Source organism: Xanthomonas sp. NCPPB 3200, assembly GCF_056393585.1.
The window spans coordinates 3,601,428-3,620,268 of the sequence record NZ_CM150785.1 but is presented as its reverse complement, the minus strand read 5'-3'; the positions used below and the strand labels follow the sequence as shown (position 1 = coordinate 3,620,268).

The 18,841-nt window shown below is 57.2% G+C and carries 15 protein-coding genes; 8 read left to right on the top strand and 7 right to left on the bottom strand.

From position 1 onward, the window contains the following. Positions 1-131 precede the first annotated feature (131 nt). The 3 genes from coaE to AC06DU_RS15660 are packed head-to-tail and all read right to left on the bottom strand — an operon-like array spanning position 132 to position 2,910. Entirely contained in the window at positions 132-764 is a 633-nt protein-coding gene (gene coaE, locus AC06DU_RS15670) for a dephospho-CoA kinase (RefSeq protein ID WP_478202792.1), read from the bottom strand. A 13-nt stretch (positions 765-777) separates the two neighbouring features. Further along, positions 778-1,641, bottom strand: coding sequence for a prepilin peptidase (locus tag AC06DU_RS15665; RefSeq protein WP_104559904.1), 864 nt, complete (start codon positions 1,639-1,641; stop codon positions 778-780). 6 nt (positions 1,642-1,647) lie between these two features. After that, complete coding sequence (locus AC06DU_RS15660) at positions 1,648-2,910, bottom strand: type II secretion system F family protein (protein ID WP_184354580.1); 1,263 nt, start codon at positions 2,908-2,910, stop codon at positions 1,648-1,650. A 350-nt stretch (positions 2,911-3,260) separates the two neighbouring features. Here AC06DU_RS15660 and AC06DU_RS15655 point away from each other — a divergent pair, with 350 nt between their 5' ends. The 5 genes from AC06DU_RS15655 to AC06DU_RS15635 all read left to right on the top strand — a co-directional run bounded on the left by AC06DU_RS15655 (position 3,261) and on the right by AC06DU_RS15635 (position 7,774). After that, a complete protein-coding gene (locus AC06DU_RS15655) occupies positions 3,261-3,653 on the top strand; it encodes a pilin (RefSeq protein WP_478202791.1) in 393 nt (130 codons plus the stop codon). Between the two features lie 92 nt (positions 3,654-3,745). After that, entirely contained in the window at positions 3,746-4,165 is a 420-nt protein-coding gene (locus AC06DU_RS15650) for a pilin (protein ID WP_478202790.1), read from the top strand. Positions 4,166-4,183: 18 nt separating this feature from the next. Beyond that, positions 4,184-6,034 carry a hypothetical protein gene (locus AC06DU_RS15645; RefSeq protein ID WP_478202789.1) on the top strand — a complete coding sequence of 617 codons (1,851 nt, stop codon included), beginning with the start codon at positions 4,184-4,186 and terminating at the stop codon, positions 6,032-6,034. Beyond that, a complete protein-coding gene (locus AC06DU_RS15640) occupies positions 6,024-6,860 on the top strand; it encodes a class I SAM-dependent methyltransferase (RefSeq protein WP_478202788.1) in 837 nt (278 codons plus the stop codon). The genes AC06DU_RS15645 and AC06DU_RS15640 overlap by 11 nt, the downstream gene beginning before the upstream one ends. Next, a complete protein-coding gene (locus AC06DU_RS15635; RefSeq protein ID WP_478202787.1) occupies positions 6,857-7,774 on the top strand; it encodes a hypothetical protein in 918 nt (305 codons plus the stop codon). The genes AC06DU_RS15640 and AC06DU_RS15635 overlap by 4 nt, the downstream gene beginning before the upstream one ends. Here the strand turns inward: AC06DU_RS15635 and AC06DU_RS15630 are convergent. Together AC06DU_RS15630 and AC06DU_RS15625 are read right to left on the bottom strand one after the other, a co-directional pair. Further along, positions 7,766-8,932, bottom strand: a complete 1,167-nt coding sequence (locus AC06DU_RS15630; RefSeq protein ID WP_478202786.1) for a glycosyltransferase — start codon at positions 8,930-8,932, stop codon at positions 7,766-7,768. The genes AC06DU_RS15635 and AC06DU_RS15630 overlap by 9 nt on opposite strands. Beyond that, positions 8,925-9,782, bottom strand: a complete 858-nt coding sequence (locus AC06DU_RS15625) for a glycosyltransferase family 2 protein (protein ID WP_478202785.1) — start codon at positions 9,780-9,782, stop codon at positions 8,925-8,927. The genes AC06DU_RS15630 and AC06DU_RS15625 overlap by 8 nt, the downstream gene beginning before the upstream one ends. Before the next feature lie 230 nt (positions 9,783-10,012). On the opposite strand from AC06DU_RS15625, the gene pilB reads away from it, so the two are divergent. After that, on the top strand, positions 10,013-11,749 hold the full coding sequence (pilB, locus tag AC06DU_RS15620) for a type IV-A pilus assembly ATPase PilB (RefSeq protein WP_166773723.1): 1,737 nt from the start codon (positions 10,013-10,015) through the stop codon (positions 11,747-11,749). Positions 11,750-13,136: 1,387 nt separating this feature from the next. On the opposite strand, the gene AC06DU_RS15615 is transcribed toward pilB, so the two are convergent. Then, a complete protein-coding gene (locus AC06DU_RS15615; protein WP_166770466.1) occupies positions 13,137-14,531 on the bottom strand; it encodes a sigma-54-dependent transcriptional regulator in 1,395 nt (464 codons plus the stop codon). 192 nt (positions 14,532-14,723) lie between these two features. After that, a complete protein-coding gene (locus tag AC06DU_RS15610; RefSeq protein WP_016901263.1) occupies positions 14,724-16,337 on the bottom strand; it encodes a sensor histidine kinase in 1,614 nt (537 codons plus the stop codon). Between the two features lie 231 nt (positions 16,338-16,568). Between AC06DU_RS15610 and sucC the strand changes: the two genes are divergently transcribed. Then, positions 16,569-17,738, top strand: a complete 1,170-nt coding sequence (sucC, locus tag AC06DU_RS15605) for an ADP-forming succinate--CoA ligase subunit beta (protein WP_039519379.1) — start codon at positions 16,569-16,571, stop codon at positions 17,736-17,738. A gap of 24 nt (positions 17,739-17,762) precedes the next feature. After that, positions 17,763-18,638 carry a succinate--CoA ligase subunit alpha gene (gene sucD / locus AC06DU_RS15600; protein ID WP_011038208.1) on the top strand — a complete coding sequence of 292 codons (876 nt, stop codon included), beginning with the start codon at positions 17,763-17,765 and terminating at the stop codon, positions 18,636-18,638. Positions 18,639-18,841 lie beyond the last annotated feature (203 nt).

Below are 18,841 nucleotides of genomic sequence, written 5' to 3'. Positions count from 1 at the left end.
CATGGCCTAACTACATGTCGTACGGATTAGACATTTTCATAACGCAGGCGCAGGCAACTCGCCACTTCCGGAATGAGTTCAAAAGCCTCTAGCAAATGTGCAGCGTTCAACTATGTAACAGCTGATAACAGTTAGGAGGCTTTTGTCGTATGCTGCTTTGCTTGTGCATGCTTCTGATAGTCTATATGCAGTTTGAGCGCCTTCTCTCTTAGTCGTTTCGGATTGCGGTCATTTCTGACGACATCATCCGCAATGCCCAATCGCTGCTCGCGGGATGCCTGTGCGGTGATCATCTGATGGGCTAGGGCTGCCTTGATGCTGTCGCGTTGCACCAAGCGGTCATGTTGCATCGCAACCGATACATCCACAACCAGGATGCGGTCTAGCCAGGGATACGTCGCCCGCCCGCCGGCTTCGGTGAGCAGTGGGATCGCGACGATGGCGTAGAGGCTATCGGAGGCCAGTGCCGCACGTTGCAGCTCGGCCCGAATTGCAGGATGGGTGATCGCTTCGAGCGTTCGCCGTTGCGTGGGATCGCCGAAGACGATCTGGCGCAGCGCCTGGCGGTCCAGTGTGCCATCCGGCAACAGGATCTCACGGCCGAATTGCTCGGCGATGGCATCGAGAATTGGGCCTGGCGCGACAACCTGCCGCGCAACGACATCGGCATCAATGACCTGCACACCCAGCTTCTCGAACTCGGCGGCGAGGGCGCTCTTGCCGGAGGCGATGCCACCCGTGAGGCCGACGATGAAGTCGCTCATCGCCGTGCCCCGGTCAACGCAGGCCTGCGAAGTGCAGGTAGCCGTCCACCAGGTCGTTGCCCCAGAAGAACACCACCCAGCCGGCGATGGCCAGGTAGGGGCCGAACGGGATCGGGGTGGCGCGGTCGCGGCCCTTGGCCACCAGCCAGATCGAGCCGAGGATGGCGCCGACCAGCGAGGAGATCAGGATGATCGGCAGAATGCCTTTCAGCCCGCACCAGGCACCGAGCGCGGCCAGCAGCTTGAAGTCGCCGTGGCCCATGCCTTCCTTGCCGGTGAGCTGCTTGAACAGCCACCACACCGTCCACAGCGAGACATAGCCGACCGCCGCGCCCAGCAGGGCGGGCTTGGCCGGCATGTAGAGGTTGTCCATCGAGCCGACCAGGCCCAGCCACATCAGTGGCAAGGTCAGCTGGTCCGGCAGCAGCTTATGTCGCAGGTCGATGCCGGACATCGCCACCAGAAAGCAGCTCAATACGATCGCGCCGAAACCCTGCCAGCCGAAGCCGAAGCGCCAGACGCTGGCCACGCACAGGATCGAGGTCAGCAACTCGACTAATGGGTACTGGATGGAGATCGGCTTGCCGCTATAGCGCGACTTGCCGCGCAGCATCAGCCAGCTGACGAGCGGAATGTTCTCCCACCACTTGAGCTTGTCGCCGGTGACCGGGTCGTGCGACGGCTCCACCACGATGCCCGGCGGCGGCGGTTCATAGATGTCCGGTAGCTCCAGGATCTCGCGCGCGTCGCGCCGCCACTGCCACTCCATGCGCTTGGGCAAGCGCAGGATCACCACGTTCAGGAAGCTGCCGATCAGCAGTCCCAGTCCGGCCGCGGCGGGAAAGCCGAGACCGGGATGCTGGTCGAGAAATGCCATTACGTCTTATCCAACCACCGAAGCGAGCTTGAAGATGGGCAGGTACATGCCGATGACCATGCCGCCGACTACTGTACCAATGAACACCATGATCAAGGGTTCTATGAGGCTGCTTAATGCATCCACCGCATTGTTCACTTCCTGCTCATAGTACTCGGCCACTTTGAACAGCATGGCGTCCAACGCGCCCGCCTCCTCGCCGATCGCCGTCATCTGGATCACCATATGCGGAAACAGGTTGACCTGTTTCATCGACACATTGACCGGATAGCCCACCGACACGTCCTCGCGCATGCGCAATACGGCTTTCTCGTACACCGAGTTGCCGGTGGCGCCAGCGACGATACCCAGTGCTTCGACCAGCGGCACGCCTGCCTTGAAGGTCACAGCGGTGGTACGCGCAAAACGCGCAATCGAGCTGTTGTGCATGATCTGGCCGATGATCGGCACCTTGAGCACCAAGCGATCCATTCCATGCTGCATCGCAAGCGAGCGCTTGTAAGCAAAGATGAAGCCAACGATCGAGCCGACGATCACCAGCAGTAGTAGCCACCAATACGAGACCATGAATCGGGACGCATTGACGATCAACTGTGTAAATGCCGGCAGTTCCGCACCAAACCCCTTGAACACGTCCTCGAACTGCGGAACGACCCAGATCAAGAGTATCGAGCTCACTAACAACGCCACTGCCACGACCATCGCGGGGTAGAACAGCGCCTTCTTGATCTTGCCCTTCAGGGCTTCCAGGTTCTCTTTGTACGACGCGATGGTATCCAGGACGGTTTCCAGCACACCAGCGCCTTCGCCCGCCTTGATCAGGTTTCGATACAGCTCGTCGAACTGCACCGGATGTTTGCTCACAGCCTCGTGTAGCGAAGATCCGCCTTCGATGTCCGTACGGATCTGCCCAACCATCTGCTTCATGCGGGGGTTCTTGTGACCATTGCCGATGATCTCCAGCGACCCGACAATCGGGACGCCCGACTTCATCATGGTGGCCATCTGACGGCTGAAGAACGCAATTTCCTTCGGCGTGATCTTCTTACCTGCCGCCCCGAACAGGGGCTTGGGCTTTGCCTTAACGACGTTGGGCGTAATGCCCTGCCGGCGGAGTTCCGCACGCAACATATTGGCATTGCGGGCGACCTGTTCGCCCTTCATCTTCACGCCGCGCTTGTCTGTTCCCTCCCAGACGAACGGGCTCATCTGCTGCTCGGCGTTGATAGCCGCCGGTTTGTTCTTGATGGTGCTACGGACTGCCGACATTTCTGATCCCCCATCCGCCATCCCCAGGCGAATACACAACGATGGTAACGGGTTCTCTACCTTCTGGCATCTCCAGAGGCGCTTGACTCGTTGATAAGGTGAGTCGATGACCTGTTACGTCACTTATTGACCCGGGGAGGCTTTGCCGTAACTCTGTCGCAAATCTGCGAAAGATGTGTGTTTACACAGCGAGGAGTAGGGCATCATCCATGTTCAGGAGTTGAAATGCAGCGAGGCCATGACGTTGGCACGCATTTTGCTTGATATCTCCTGCACGTGGCACCCGCCACGCGGCGCCTCAAGGGAGTGGCCCGCGGGCGGACAACTTTCACCAACTCTAGGGGATACCTATGAAGAAGCAGCAAGGCTTTACGCTGATCGAACTGATGATCGTGGTCGCGATCATCGCTATCCTGGCCGCCATCGCGCTGCCGATGTATCAAGACTATGTTGCAAAGTCGCAGGTCACTGCTGGTCTGGCAGAAATCACTCCGGGCAAGACGCAGTTCGAAGTCAAGACCAACGAAGGCAGCACGATGAGCACCGCTGCGCAGATCGGTCTCGCCGCATCCACCGCGCGGTGTAACGTTACTGTCACCTCTACCACCATTGTCTGCGCCCTCAAAGGAAATGCTGCAAAGGTCGCTACCAAGAACGTGACCCTGACGCGTACCTCTAGCACAGGTGTCTGGGCTTGCAGTTCTAGCGTCGACGCAAAGTACAAGCCGGCCGGTTGCACCTAATATAGAAGAGTTTGTACAAAAAGCCCCGTATATCGGGGCTTTTTTTAATTGTGAATTGCGGGTAAGCCGGCGGGGCCATGGGAGAGGCGATCATGAAAAATTCTAAAGGCTTTACCCTGGTAGAGTTGATGGTCGTCATCGCAATTATCGGGATACTGGCCGCAATAGCTTTGCCTATATATCAAGGGTACGTCGCACGCGCTCAAGTCACCTCGGCACTTAGTGAAATTTCCGTCGGGAAGACAAGCTACGAGCTTTTGATCGCCAAAGAGGCGGCGGCCTCTGAATTCACTGCAGAAGGGATCGGTCTGCAGGGAAATACAGTGCGGTGCAGAACAGTTGACGTCACGTTTCTACCCGCGACGTCAGCAGGATCGATCAAGTGTTCGATGAACGGTACGGCTGAAGTTCAAGGCAAGGAAGTTCGCTGGCAAAGAGATTCTGCGGGCAGTTGGTCTTGCTTGAGCACTGTCGGGCAACGATACTTACCTGCAGGCTGCCTAGCGTCATGACCGTAATAAGCTAATCGCTTGAGCAGCTTTGCTAGGGCTGAGATGAAAATAAATACCAAATTTGTCGCCCTACTTTTCTTGGCGGCATTGATCGCTTGTAGTTTCTACATTCCCGGGCTAACCGGCGGGTTTATCTTTGACGACTATCAGGCGGTAGTTGAGAATTCAGCCATAAAGTTGGATCAAATCACGTGGGATGGATTGGTGGCCGCCGCCCACGCATACGGTGGACCTATTGGTCGCCCGGTGGCTACGCTGAGCTTTGCCGTGGGTTATTGGCTACACGGAATGAGTGCGTTCAGCTATAAGCTGGAAAATCTGACAATCCACTTATTGAACATAATGCTCGTAGGGATTCTGGTGCGGAGCATTATTCGTCTGGCGTGGCCAGAGGAGTCCGAAAGAGGCCAATCCGTCGCTGCGGTTCTTGTCGCGCTGGTATGGGGTCTGCATCCCCTTCAAGTCTCCGCCGTCTTGTATGTAGTTCAGCGAATGGAGTTGTTGGGTAACCTCTTTTTGCTGATTTCGCTAAATTTTTATTTTGTGTCCAGGCTGCGTTGGATTCAGGGGCAGGACTATGGAAAATTCATGGTGCTGGCTTCAGCAAGTCTGATACTAGGTCTTCTCTCAAAAGAAAACGCTATTCAGGCACCCCTTTATACCTTGGTCATGGAGCTAGTTTTTTTTGGCTTCAAGGGGAAAGATGGCCGAAGCTTGCCGCTCCAGATTATATATCTCTCCGCTTTCCTTGCGGGGGGAGGGGTTTTTTTTGGACTACTGCTTCCGCGGATCGCTTATCAATTCGATATGCGTGACTTCACTATGATGGAGAGAGTGCTGACGCAGTTTCGCGTACTTCCTACATATATGACCTGGATGGTCTGGCCGTCGCCCGAAAACCTCAGCTTTTATCATGATGACGTTGCTCCTTCGCGCGGTTTGCTTCATCCCCTTACCACGATTGCAGGGGGGGCGGCTCTTGGGTCTCTTTTGATTGGAGCTGCTTACTGGCGCGCTCGTGGTCCATTGGTTAGCCTGGCCATAGGCTTCTTCTTCGCTTCGCATGCAATCACAAGTGCACCGTTGGCACTTGAGCTTGTTTTTGAACACCGTAATTATCTTGCAGTCCTAAGTCCTGTTTTAATTGCAGCCTCGTTGGTGCGGTTAATTATAAGAAAAAAGCAGTCAGTACTTGCTTGGTCGTTGGTAACTGGCTTCGTATTAATACTAATGTTTACCACGTTGCTCCGTAGTGCAACGTGGGGAGATCGTGTGCTACTTGCAACAACCTCTGCGATAGATAATAAAAGATCTCCGAGAGCTTCATATGAGCTTGCAAGTATCTATATGGAGAGGTCCGGAGGGCTGGTTGATTCTGCGAACTATAACTTCGCCATGGCCGAGTTGAAGCGTGCCATGGATCTTCCGCGCTCTTCTCCGTTGCCCGAGCAGGCATTAATTCTTATCGCCATTAATGGTGGCCAACAACCGGACGAACGTTGGACGCAATCCATAATTAAGAAATTTGAGAACCGCCCACTTGGGCCTCAAGAGTTTAGCGCTTATTATTCACTTATCAGTGATAGGATGAAAGGAATCAAGGTCTCCGACAGGTTGATTATTCGGCTAAGTGAGTTATATACTCGTCGCCAACCTGGTTTATTGGATGCGCATTTGCTCTATGCTGATTATGCAGGAAGAATTTTGCACAATTATTCTGTCTCTGCGAGAGAGTATTGTTACGCGATAAAAATAAAAAAAGATCCAGGTTACGGAACTCGGCTCATCTCATCTCTGGTCGAGCAGGACCGGTTGGGAGAGGCGAAATTGTTGGCGCCTTGTGTCGTTGGGAATAGCAATGTCAAATGAATCCAAAGGCGTTGACGCCTGCTCCTCAGAGGCTAGTCATCTCAGGCATACATATCCAGAGGTTGGGCCGGCGTGGCCCGATGCTGGCTGGGTCCCTACACCTCGTTATCTGCTGAGGCGCGATCGCATACTTGCTAATTTATCAGGCGTAAAACCTGGACGGACTCTTGAGATAGGTAGTGGCTCCGGGGCTTTCTTGTGTGAATTAAAGGGGATGGGTTTTGACTGTGAGGGCGTTGAAATATCTCCGGAAGCAATTGTGTTATGCGAAAGTCTTCATGGCAAGAAAATTAAAGTATCTAGCCAATTGCCCGAGTTAAAAGGGAGTTTCCCGCTTATTTTTGCTTCGGAGGTTCTGGAGCATATTGAAGATGACGTTCATGCTCTTCAGGCGTGGATAGAGCTTTTGGAAGATGACGGGCTTCTAATTATCACAGTGCCGTCGCACATGAAAAAATGGGGTCCCTCGGATGAATGGGCAGGCCACTTCAGAAGATACGAAAAAAAAGATCTCTCAGAAAAGCTACGTTGCTGCGGGCTGACCATAGTTAATTTCGAATGCTATGGATTTCCGCTATCCAATGTACTGGAATTTCTATCAGCTGGTTTCTATAAGAAGAGAGTAATCCGTAACGCGGCTGGGGAAGTTGAGCAATTTTCAAATAATGCGCGAAGTGGCATTGATCGTGGCCGAGCAACGAAGTTGTTTGGCCTGCTTTCTTCACGTCTTGGTAGGGTGCTTCTCAGAATTTCATATGGGATTCAGGCCTTGTTTTTAGGCCGCGAGCTGGGGTCGGGCTATTTAGTCGTAGCAAGAAAATCGTGAAATTTCTAAAGAAGTTGTTGTTTCTAATCATCGGATTGATCGCTTTTAGCTTGCTTGTATGTTTGGTCTGGACTCAGCGGAATGCATTTTTTTATTTTGATTTTTTAAGCGTTAGCTTCGTCTTTAGATTTTTATTGAGTGCCGTCTTCTTTTCTACAATCTACCCCGTTAGCGGGATTGCCTATCATTTGCTCGTGCGACACAAGTTTCCATCTAGCACATGGATGTTGCAGACTAAGATTATTAGTGTAGGCCAACTGGCTAGATATTTGCCCGGAAATGTCGCACAGCTGGTAGCCAGGGCCGCGATGCTCAAGGCCCAGTCGGCGCCGTTGCTTTTGATAGCCAGCTCCATGGTGTTGGAAACCGGCCTGACCATTGTTGCGGCTGCTTCCTTGAGCGTGCTTGGTCTTTTGACGTTCGGGTTTCAACTACCTAGCTCGCTAGATCTCAGTGATAAGAGTTTTTTTCTTGCACTGGGCGTCTGCTTGGGAGTGCTTGCCTTGTTAACAAGTTGGAAGTTGGCAGGGAGCTCTATGCTGAGGCAAGTCTTGTCTCTGCTGGATGGCTTAACAGTCCCGATCCTTGTCAATATTTTAGGTCTATACCTGATCAACTTCATTCTTGTGGGAGTTGGCTTCACGGTATTGGGCGGATTTTTCGGGGTGCCACTAATTTTAGTTCCCTATATGTCTGCTGCTTTTTCCCTTGCTTGGGTAATTGGCTCCGTTATACCTGGGCCGCCTGCAGGTTTGGGGGTTAGAGAACTGGTATTGATTTCGTTGCTGAATGACATAGTTCCTCACGATTCAGCTGTTGTCTTAGTGTCCATGCATCGTCTTAGTACTTTACTTTCGGATGCGGTACTCGGTTGCACTGCGGGGATCGCTTATTTCAGGGGGGATTTAAGATGATAGTTCGTGAATCATGCATGTCCAGCCATCCTTGATCGATTCCTGACTTAGGTAGGTGTTATAAAACAGCATCGCTGATAACGAATAATTTTTGCGTTCCAGTGGATTGTCTTTCAAGAGTAGGATTGCTTTTGCAAGCGCGCTTGGATCATTTGCTGGTACTTCCCATATTGGCAACTGCGCTTGATCGCCAGCGGGGGAAGAATGGTCGCTTTGACTGATGATGCATTTCGCAAGCATCATGTACATGTATAATTTGTAAGGTAGAACTCTGCGTGACTTCTCGTCACCGCTAAAAATGCCTAAGCAGATATCTGAGTGTGCTATTGCTTCAGCCAGCTGGCTTGAGGACTGCCAAGTTCTAATCCACTCCACGCTAGGAAAAATTTGATTATTTTTCATGGCGGCTTCTAGCTTGTAGGCTTCACTGCCGTCGCCGATGAACTTGAATTTCAAATCTCCATAATTTCGTAGTAATTTCATTGCCTCAATAATAACGCCAATGCCATGAAGGGGAATGAAAGTTCCAACGAAAAGTACCGAGGTGACTACTCGATTGCTGGGGTTATAGGCGTGCCGCTTGTCTTGAATGAATTTTAGTCCAAGAGGCATGGCCCTAATCTTCCCTCCATGAATGGAAAATGTTTTTGCGATAAAAGTTGAGTTGGCTGTTGTATCGACGGTGATTCTTGTGCAGGTAGCCAGTGCAATTCGCTCAATTGTGAAAAGTATCTTCGCAAATATTTTAGAGCCTTTAGCTCGGTTGATGGACCAGGATTCCCACAGCGAAATGAATGCATCTGCGACTAACGTGGGGCGCAACTTGGTGGGTATTGCCGACATTAGTATGAGGAAAAATATTGCGGGATACCTTACGTAAACTATATCTCCGCGCTTTTTGATCCTCATGACTTTAAATGCGCTGCGAAAATTCTGGGTTAAGAGTCTCCATGAGGTCCGCAGCTTTCCAAGAGAAGACCTTTCAGATGACTTCCAAAGCTTTGTGTCGAGCGGCATTGCGTAGCCACAATCTATGACGATTGTGTTACGGATGTTTCCTAATATTTCCTGTGTCACTTCTCCGTTGGGGTATCCTGAGCCGCCTGCATAATATCCTGCGATCAAAATGCGTTGAGGATGGCCTTCGGAGTTAACCATCTTTGCGATATGTCAATGATGTGATTTGTTCTGAAATGAGGCCGATGAGGAATATTATCACTGAGGCGCTAAAAAGGAGTAGGCTCATGTTTGTAAATCTGGCGGTGGTTATATATGTCCAAGAATAGTAAGCCAGGCCCGCAATAAAAAAACCAATAGATATTGGCGCAAACAATTTTAAGGGGGAGTAAAGCGTTGCAATCTTGAATATTATCAATAAAAAGCGAATTCCATCTTTGATTGGTCTGATGTGACTTGCGGTTCCTACTCTTTTTGCCACGGGAATGGGAACGTATGCGACCGGGTAAGCACTCCTAAAGAATGCCATCGTGCTTGTTGTCGGGTAGCTAAAACCATTAGGGAGTAGGTGAATAAATTCCCGAAAACGTTTTGATCGTGCGACGCGGAAGCCTGATGTTAGATCTTTGACATCAAAGCCGGTCATTTTGCTGGCCAACCAGTTGTAGAACAAGTTGGCTGCGCCGCGATGTTTATTTGCTTGTCCAGAGCCGTCCCGTGCCCCGACTACCATGTCATAACCTTCGTTGAGCTTATTCAGTAGTCGGGCGATATCAGCAGGGTCGTGCTGACCATCGGCATCCATGAATACTAAGATTTCCCCTGTCGCCATTCTTGCGCCACGCTTGATTGCAGCACCATTTCCCATTGAATATGGACTGCTTGAAACAATAACTCCTGATTCTTGGGCGATTAGCGCCGTGGTATCAGTGGAGCCATCGTCGATGACGATTATTTCGGCGTTCGGAAAATGCGCCTTAAGCTTGGGGAGCGTCTTCCTAAGCCCCTCTGCTTCATTCTTCGCGGGCAAGACTATACTTATTTTTTTCAAGACGTTATCCCCAAGTGGCCCTTTGGTTGATTCTAGAGGCATCCCCCTTGGCTGGCTACACTTGAGCCAGAGTAGATGGCTAGGCAGTTAGGGTCTCGAATGCGTCTGCTCGGCGCAGGGCTAAAGAGTTGCGCGATCCCCTTCGATGCGCAAAAAATCGGTGGTTACGTGTTGGGATCGTACCTTGCGAGTTGATATAGTGCGGTGGAATTCTAGGGGAAGTGGGATCTATGACCGCGGCGCTAACTGCAAACTTGGTTGGTATTACGGGTATCGCTCGTCGATTGGTTCAGGACGGTGCGCTGGATGAAGCTGCTGCACGTACTGCCATGGACCAAGCCGGGGCGGCAAGAGTCCCGCTGCCACAATGGTTTGCAGAGAAAAAGCTGGTCACTGCATCCCAGCTTGCCGCTGCAAATGCAGTCGAGTTTGGCATGCCCCTGATGGACGTTTCCGTGTTCGATGCTAGCCAGAACGCGGTCAAGCTGGTCAGTGAAGAGTTGCTCCAGAAGTATCAGGTGCTGCCGCTGTTCAAGCGCGGCAACCGGTTGTTCGTGGGGGTGAGCAACCCGACCCAGACCCGGGCGCTGGACGACATCAAGTTCCATACCAACCTGGTGGTCGAGCCGATCCTGGTCGACGAGGATCAGATCCGTCGCACCTTGGAGCAATGGCAAGCCAGCAATGCGGCGCTTGGCTCGTCGCTCGGTGACGACGATGAGGGGATGGGCGACCTGGACGTGTCGGCCGGGGACGAGGACATGGGCGCCGGCGGGGATTCCGGGGTCGATGCCAAGGGCGACGACACGCCGGTGGTGAAGTTCGTCAACAAGGTGCTGGTGGATGCGATCCGGCGGGGAGCCTCCGATATCCACTTCGAGCCCTATGAGGACGACTACCGGGTGCGCTTGCGGATCGATGGGCTGCTGAAGAATGTGGCCAAGGCACCGGTAAAGCTGAACCAGCGCATCGCGGCGCGCCTGAAGGTGATGTCGCAGCTGGATATCGCCGAGAAGCGGGTGCCGCAGGACGGGCGCATCAAGCTCAACCTGTCCAAGACCAAGCAGATCGACTTCCGCGTGAGCACCTTGCCGACGTTGTTCGGCGAGAAGGTGGTGCTGCGTATCCTGGACGGCAGCGCGGCCAAGCTGGGCATCGAGAAGCTGGGCTACGAGGCGGACCAGCAGAAGCTGTTCCTGGAGGCGATCCACAAACCCTACGGGATGGTGCTGGTGACCGGGCCGACCGGCTCGGGCAAGACGGTGTCGCTGTATACGGCACTCGGCATCCTCAACGACGAGACGCGCAACATCTCCACCGCCGAGGACCCCGTTGAAATTCGCTTGCCTGGCGTCAATCAGGTGCAGCAGAACAACAAGCGCGGCATGACCTTTGCCGCGGCGCTGCGTTCGTTCCTGCGCCAGGACCCTGACATCATCATGGTCGGCGAAATCCGCGACCTGGAGACGGCCGAGATTGCGATCAAGGCCGCGCAGACCGGTCACATGGTGCTGTCCACGCTGCACACCAACGATGCGCCGCAGACCATCGCGCGTTTGATGAACATGGGCATCGCGCCGTACAACATCACCTCGTCGGTGACCCTGGTGATCGCGCAGCGTCTGGCGCGGCGCCTGTGCAACAACTGCAAGCGCAAATCGACCTTGCCCGAGCATGCGTTGCTGGCGGAAGGCTTCACGCCGGCGCAGATCGCTGCCGGGATCGAGCTGTATGAGGCGGTCGGTTGCGACGAGTGCACCGAAGGCTACAAGGGCCGTACCGGTATCTACCAGGTGATGCCGATGACCGACGAGATCGGCGCGATCGTGCTGGAAGGCGGTAACGCGATGCAGATCGCCGAGGCGGCACAGAGTATCGGCATCCGTGACCTGCGCCAGTCGGCGTTGGTCAAGGCGGCGCACGGTGTGACCAGCCTGGCCGAGATCAATCGGGTGACAAAGGACTGAGCGCAGATTGCAGCGGGTACCACTGCTGCGCGTGCTTAACCGATGGCCGGAGACGATTTTAGGTCAATGCCGCGTTATTGGATCGTGGTGCCATCGGCAGCACGACCGGCAGTGTGGGCCGTCGCACATTGGATTCTGCAGATGTCTTGAATTCGACAATGTCGCATTGACAGGCCTACGTCATACGGCCTTTTGTGAGTGAGCGATCACAAATAATTCCCTGCTGACCTTCTTTGCGTTGACAGTAGCTAAGTTGCGCTCAAATAATCCTTTCTATAGCAACTGTTTTTACAAATCGTTTTTGCTGATCTGAGGTTTCTTCGACTGGCGTTGTCCTGAAGGAGTTGCGTAATGATTAGGCTGAAAGTCTGTAGTTTCGTTGCCCTGGTGTGCGGATTGGCCTTTTTTGGTTCGGTGAATGCTGCGGTTCAAACCATTACGGCCAGTGCTCGCAATGGTGGTTCAACACAAGGGAGTGCCATAGCGTCAACGCTATCCGTTGTGACCTGTACACAGGCAACAGGCGGGGGGCAAGCAGGCACATTTTGCTCGGTGCAAGCTCCAGGGTGGAATGGCGTCCTGTCAGTAGGTGAGTCTATAGGTACCAATGCACCAGGTAATGTCGTCCTTAATTGCATCGGTTCCTACGCAGCGAGCGGTGGTGGCTTGAACTGTGCAGCAAGGATTGATGACACCACATGCTCACCGGAGCAAACGATCTTTGGCTCTGCACGTAATGGCAGCTCGTTCCGCGGCTTGGCTCCGGTCAAATCTGCAGCCATCATCCAGTGCACTCAGGCGTCGGGCAGCGTTACAGGTACCACCTGCGGCATACAGTCCCCAGGCTACAGTGGAAGTCTGACTCCTGGTCAGTCAGTTGCGTCAAATGGCCCGGGAACTGTGTCGCTATCCTGCGGCGGGCAATATTCGGCAAATGGTGGAGGCTTGTCCTGCTCTGCGCAGGTGAGCCAAGTTTGTCCTTGATCCATGAGTGGAGCTTTCTGTAAGCGCCCTCAAGATGGTTGATTCGCTAATATTATTTTCATCCACTACGAATGCAGGGCGTAGTTCATAGGAGCTCAGGGCTTGGTGGGCCTGAGCTCCAATCCTTGAATTCTGCCGACATCAACTGGATCGCACGATATGGCCCGCGCGCCAGTGGTTGATTGATGGCCTTACTCGGTTGAGCAGGAGCCTGTTAGCCTGCATCAACGGATCGATAGCGTTTCCCGCTGAGTAGTCGGCAGCGCCTCGTTCGTGTCACGGGCAGAGACTACTCAAAGCGTCTCTCGCCCGAGATTTACGCAAGGGTGTTGTGGGGCACCTGCTCGTCTTGTAGCCCTAGCTGCGGAATTGTTCGGAAGCAGGCGTAGCAATAAAACAGCAGCTACTCCATCCCCAACTTCTTCAACTTGTAACGCAACGCCCGAAACGTGATGCCCAGCTGCGCGGCGGTCTTGGTCTTGTTCCAGCGGTTTTCTTCCAGCGCTTTCTGGATCGCGGCGCGCTCCAGTTGCTCGATGTAGGAAGGCAGGGCGGCCGAGGCGGGGTCGATGTCCACCACCGCTTCGCGGGGTTCGACGGCGGCGCTGCCCGGTGTGGCGGCCAGGCGATGGCCGCCGTGGGCGGGCAGGCGCAGGTCGGTGGCGCTGATCTGGTCGTCTTCGGCCAGGGCCAGGGCGCGTTCGAGGATGTTTTCCAGCTCGCGCACATTGCCCGGGAAGCCGTACTGGTCCAGCGCGTCGAGCGCGGACTGGGTCAGCAGCGGAATCGGCCGGCCGTGGCTATGTGCCAGGCGCGCGATGATGGCCGCGGCCAGTTGCGGCAGGTCGCCGCCGCGTTCGCGCAGCGGCGGCACGCGCAGTTCGATGACGTTGATGCGGTAGTACAGGTCGTGGCGAAAACGGCCGTCGGAGACCAGATCGCCCAGGTTCTTGTGGGTGGCCGAGAGAATGCGCACGTCCACCAGCGACTCGCTGGACGCGCCCACCGGGCGCACCGATTTTTCCTGGATCGCGCGCAACAGCTTGACCTGCATCTGCAGCGGCAATTCGGCCACTTCGTCCAGAAACAGCGTGCCGCCATGCGCGGCCTGGAACAGGCCGGGCTTGTCGGCATGCGCGCCAGTGAAGCTGCCCTTCTTGTGGCCGAAGAACTCGCTTTCCATCAGTTCGGCGGGAATGGCGCCGCAGTTGACCGGCACGAACGGGCCGGCCGCGCGTGCGCCTTGTTCATGGATGGTGCGGGCGACCAGCTCCTTGCCCACGCCCGATTCGCCGACGATGTAGACCGGCGCTTGGCTGCGCGCGACCTTGCCGATGGTGGCGCGCAGGCCTTCCATCGCACTGGAATCGCCCAGCAGGCGGCTGGCCTGTTCCGGCGGCGGCGCGGGCGGGGCGGGGCGGTCGCGGTTGTTCAATTCCAGCGCGTGCTTGACCAGGCCGCGCAGCACGCTGATGTCCACCGGCTTGCTGACGAAGTCGAAGGCGCCGGCCTTCAAGGCTTCCACCGCCAGGTCCATGCTGCCGAACGCGGTGATCATCGCCACCGGGGTCTGCGGATAGTGCTTGGCGATTTCGGTAACCAGTTCAATGCCGTTGCCGTCAGGCAACCGCATGTCGGTCAGGCACAGGTCGTAGGGATTGTTGGCCAGCAGCTCGCGTGCTTCGGCCAGGTTGGCGGCGGTGCTGATGCGCAGGCCCATCCGGCCCAGGGTGAGAACAAGCAGTTCGCGAATGTCACGCTCGTCATCGACAACCAAGGCACTTTTCGGTTCGTTCATGTGGCGCACGATAGCCCACGGCGATGACCGTCGACAATTGCCGGCCGGGTCCGGGCGTAACGATTCACGCGATCACACGATGGTGCGCGGGCGCAGCACGATGCGCAGCGGCTGGCCGCACGGACACGATCGCAGTGCCAGCGCAGGCCGCAGCGCCACTGGCTTGCTGCTGGCATGACGCGACGCTCCCGCTCATTTCCCGAGCAGGCTATTGGGCCCCTGCAACAGGATCCGGAAACAGGCGCCACCGCCCGGCACCGACACGTAGTCCAGTTGCGCCTGGTTGGCGCGGCACAGTTCCTGGGCGATATACAGGCCCAGCCCGGTGCCGTGCTCGGAGGTGGTGTAGAACGGGCGGAACAATTGCGCGGCCACCGTCTCCGGGATGCCGGGGCCGCGGTCGACCACGTCGATCACTGCCATGCGCTCCATGCGCTCCACGCGCAGTTTCACCCGCGCTGGTTCGTCCATGACCCGGCCGTACTTGAGCGCGTTGTGCACCAGCGCGGTCAGGATCTGGTGCAGGTGCTTTGGGTCGATCAAGGCATGTACGGCATTGCCCTGGATGCTGGCCTCCAGGATGTCGGTCTCCATCGACAGGGTCTGCCGGTACTCGACCACGAAGCGGCGCACGAAGGCGGCCAGATCCAGGTTGTCCGGACTTGCGCGCTCGCGGCGGGCCAGCGCGAGCACGCTCTCGACAATGCCGTTGGTGCGCTGGCATTGCTGGTGGATGATCTGCAGCAGGCGGCGGTCGGCATCGCCGATGTCCGGGGATTCTTCCAGCAGCTGCGAGGCGTAGCTGATCGCGGCCAGCGGGTTGCGGATCTCGTGCGCCAGGCTGGCCGAAAAGCGCCCCATCGCCGACAGGGTGAGCGATTCGGCGCGCCGCGACACCACGCTGGCATCGTCCAGAAACACCAGCACCAGGTCGCTGTCGGCGAGCAGCCGCACGAAGCGCGGCTGCACTTCCGGGCGATCGGCGCCCAGTTGCAGCGGTGCCTCTTCCTCGCGCCAGCCGCTGCGCCAGCGCTGCAGGCGGCGCGACAGTTCGGGCGTGAGCGCCGCCAGCGACAGGTCGACCGGGGCGTTGCGCTGGTCGCCGTCGCCGAGCAGCGCCAGCGCCGCCTCGTTGGCCAGGGTGATGCGGTTGTGCGTATCGACCACCAGCACGCCGGTGCGCATGCGGCGGATGATCAGTTCGTTGATCTCGTAGAGGTTGGCGACCTGCGCGCCGCGTTCTTCGGCCAGTACCTGATTGCGGCGCGCACGCGAGCCGATCTGTTCGCAGATGAAGGCCACCGCGACGTAGCTGGTGGCGAACATCGCCAGTTCCGCGACCGGGCGGGCGGCGCCGCCACCTTCGAGCAGGGTCCACAGGTATTCCAGCACGATGGCGCCGCTGGCGAGTACCGCGATGCTCATGCCGTAGCGCAGGCGCAGCAGGATCGAAGCAGCGGCGACATTGAACAGCAGCATCATCGCGATGCCGGCGCTGGCGCCGGGCAGCGCATGCGTGGCCAGGGTCGCCGCGGCGATGTCGGCCAGCACCGAACAGAACACGGTGGTGGTCAGCCGGCGCTCGCTGCGGCCCCAGAACAGCAGCGGGATCGCCACCGACAGATAGCCGATCGCCACGCCGGCCGCCAGGCGCGGGTAACGCGGCTCCGGGATCGCGTCGGACAGGGGGCTGAACACCAGCGCGGCGATCAGCCCGGCCACCAGCACCCGGTACAGCGAAAAGAAGTACAGCTCGCGCTGCGGCGCGGACTGGATCCGGTCGATAAGCGATGGGCTGGATGGCAAGCCGATTCCCCGCTGGAGCAAGCCGCGAGTATAGGCAGGTGCGCGGCCCGCGCAGCGCTTGCGCACAGTGCCGGGCTGCACGCAAGCGCCGCAAACGGCGGGCCACCCGCGCCGACTTTTGCGCCGCACGGCGTGGTCGGCCACAATAGGCGGCCCGTTCGCGTCTCTTGACGTGCCGCCCAGGCGGTCTGCGTTGCACGCAGCGGTCGTTTCCTTTTCCCACGGTGACGCATGAATTTCCACGAATACCAGTCAAAACAGCTGCTTGCCGAGTACGGCATCCCCGTTCCGGCCGGCAAGGTCGCGGCGACCCCGGACGAAGCGGTTGAAGTCGCCAATTCCCTGGGCAAGGGCCCCTGGATGGTGAAGGCGCAGATCCACGCGGGCGGTCGCGGTAAGGCTGGCGGCGTCAAGTTCTGCAAGACCACCGACGACGTGAAGGCCGCAGCGGCCAAGATGCTCGGCACCAAGATGTCCACCTACCAGACCGCCGGCGTCGAGCTGCCGATCAACCTGGTGCTGGTGACCACCGCCGGCGAGATCGTCAAGGAGCTGTACCTGTCGATCCTGGTCGACCGCGGCACCAAGACCATCACCTATATCGCGTCCAGCGAGGGTGGCGTGGAGATCGAGCAGGTCGCCGCCGAGACGCCGGAGCTGATCCACTCGCTCAACGTCGATTTCGTCGAAGGCGTGCAGGGCTACCACGGCCGCGATTTCGGCTTCAAGCTCGGCCTGACCGCCAAGCAGGCCGGCCAGTTCGCCAGCATCATGGTGAACCTGTATCGCCTGTTCAACGAAAAGGATCTGGCGCTGGTTGAAATCAACCCGCTGGCGATCCTGGACGACGGCAACCTGTACGCGCTGGACGGCAAGTTCGACAGCGACGACAACGCCGCGTTCCGTCAGAAGCAGCTGATCGCCATGCGCGACAAGACGCAGGAAGACGAGACCGAAGTGACCGCCTCGGAGCTGGACATCAACTACGTCACCATGGACGGCAACATCGGTTGCATGGTCAACGGCGCGGGCCTGGCCATGGCCACCATGGACGTGATCAAGCTCAACGGCGGCGAGCCGGCGAACTTCCTGGACGTGGGCGGCGGCGCCAACAAGCAGCGCGTCATCGAGGCGTTCAAGCTGATCCTGTCCTCGGACAAGGTCGAAGGCATCTTCGTCAACATCTTCGGCGGCATCGTCCGTTGCGACATGATTGCCGAGGGCATCATCGCTGCGGTCAAGGAAGTGGGCGTCAAGGTCCCGGTCGTGGTGCGCCTGGAAGGCACCAATGTGGAAGAAGGCAAGCAGCTGCTGCGCGACAGCGGCATGGCCATCATCCCGGCCGACAACATCAACGACGGTGCCAAGAAGGTCGTCGAAGCTGTCAAGAACGCCGCCTGATCCACGACACCGAAGGAACTATCCATGTCCGTTTTGATTAACAAGAACACCAAGGTGATCGTGCAGGGCTTCACCGGCCAGCAGGGCACCTTCCACGCCACTCAGATGATCGAGTACGGCACCCAGGTCGTCGGCGGCGTGACGCCGGGCAAGGGCGGCACCACGCATATCGACCTGCCGGTGTTCAACACCGTGGCCGATGCCGTGCAGAGCACCGGCGCCGATGCGTCGGTAATCTACGTGCCGCCGCCGTACGCGGCCGATGCGATCCTGGAAGCGGCCGCGGCCGGCATCAAGGTCATCGTCTGCATCACCGAAGGCATCCCGGTGCTGGACATGCTGCGCGTCAAGAACGTGCTGACCCGCTCGCATCCGGACACCGTGCTGATCGGGCCGAACTGCCCCGGCGTGATCACCCCGGGCGAGTGCAAGATCGGCATCATGCCGGGCCACATCCACAAGCCGGGCAAGATCGGCATCGTGTCGCGTTCGGGCACCCTGACCTATGAAGCGGTCAAGCAGACCACCGAAGTGGGCCTGGGCCAGAGCACCTGCATCGGTATCGGTGGCGACCCGATCAACGGCCTGAACTTCGTCGACTGCCTCAAGCTGTTCAACGAAGACCCGCAGACCGAAGGCATCATCATGGTTGGCGAAATCGGTGGCGACGCCGAGGAAGCCGGTGCCGAGTACATCAAGCAGTTCGTGAAGAAGCCGGTGGTTGGCTTCATCGCCGGTGCGTCGGCTCCGGCCGGCAAGCGCATGGGCCACGCCGGTGCGATCGCATCGGGCGGCAAGGGCACTGCCGAAGGCAAGTTCGCGGCGATGGAAGCTGCCGGCGTCAAGACCGTCCGTTCGCCGGGCGATCTGGGTGCGGCGATTGCTGCGCTGGTGAAGTAAGCACGCCGCGCGCGCAAGCGTGTGAGCGTCAGAAAGGCCGCCTTTGGGCGGCCTTTTTTGTGGCTAGCCACTGTAGCCAGCGGTCTGTGGCGAGTCATTTGTTGCAATGGCCGACGTGGCCATTTCCGCTGGCCAATGGCTGGCTGGTGCCAGCGTCTTCACCAGCCGCTGTTGCCTGCCGCGACTTGGCGGCGGATTCGAGC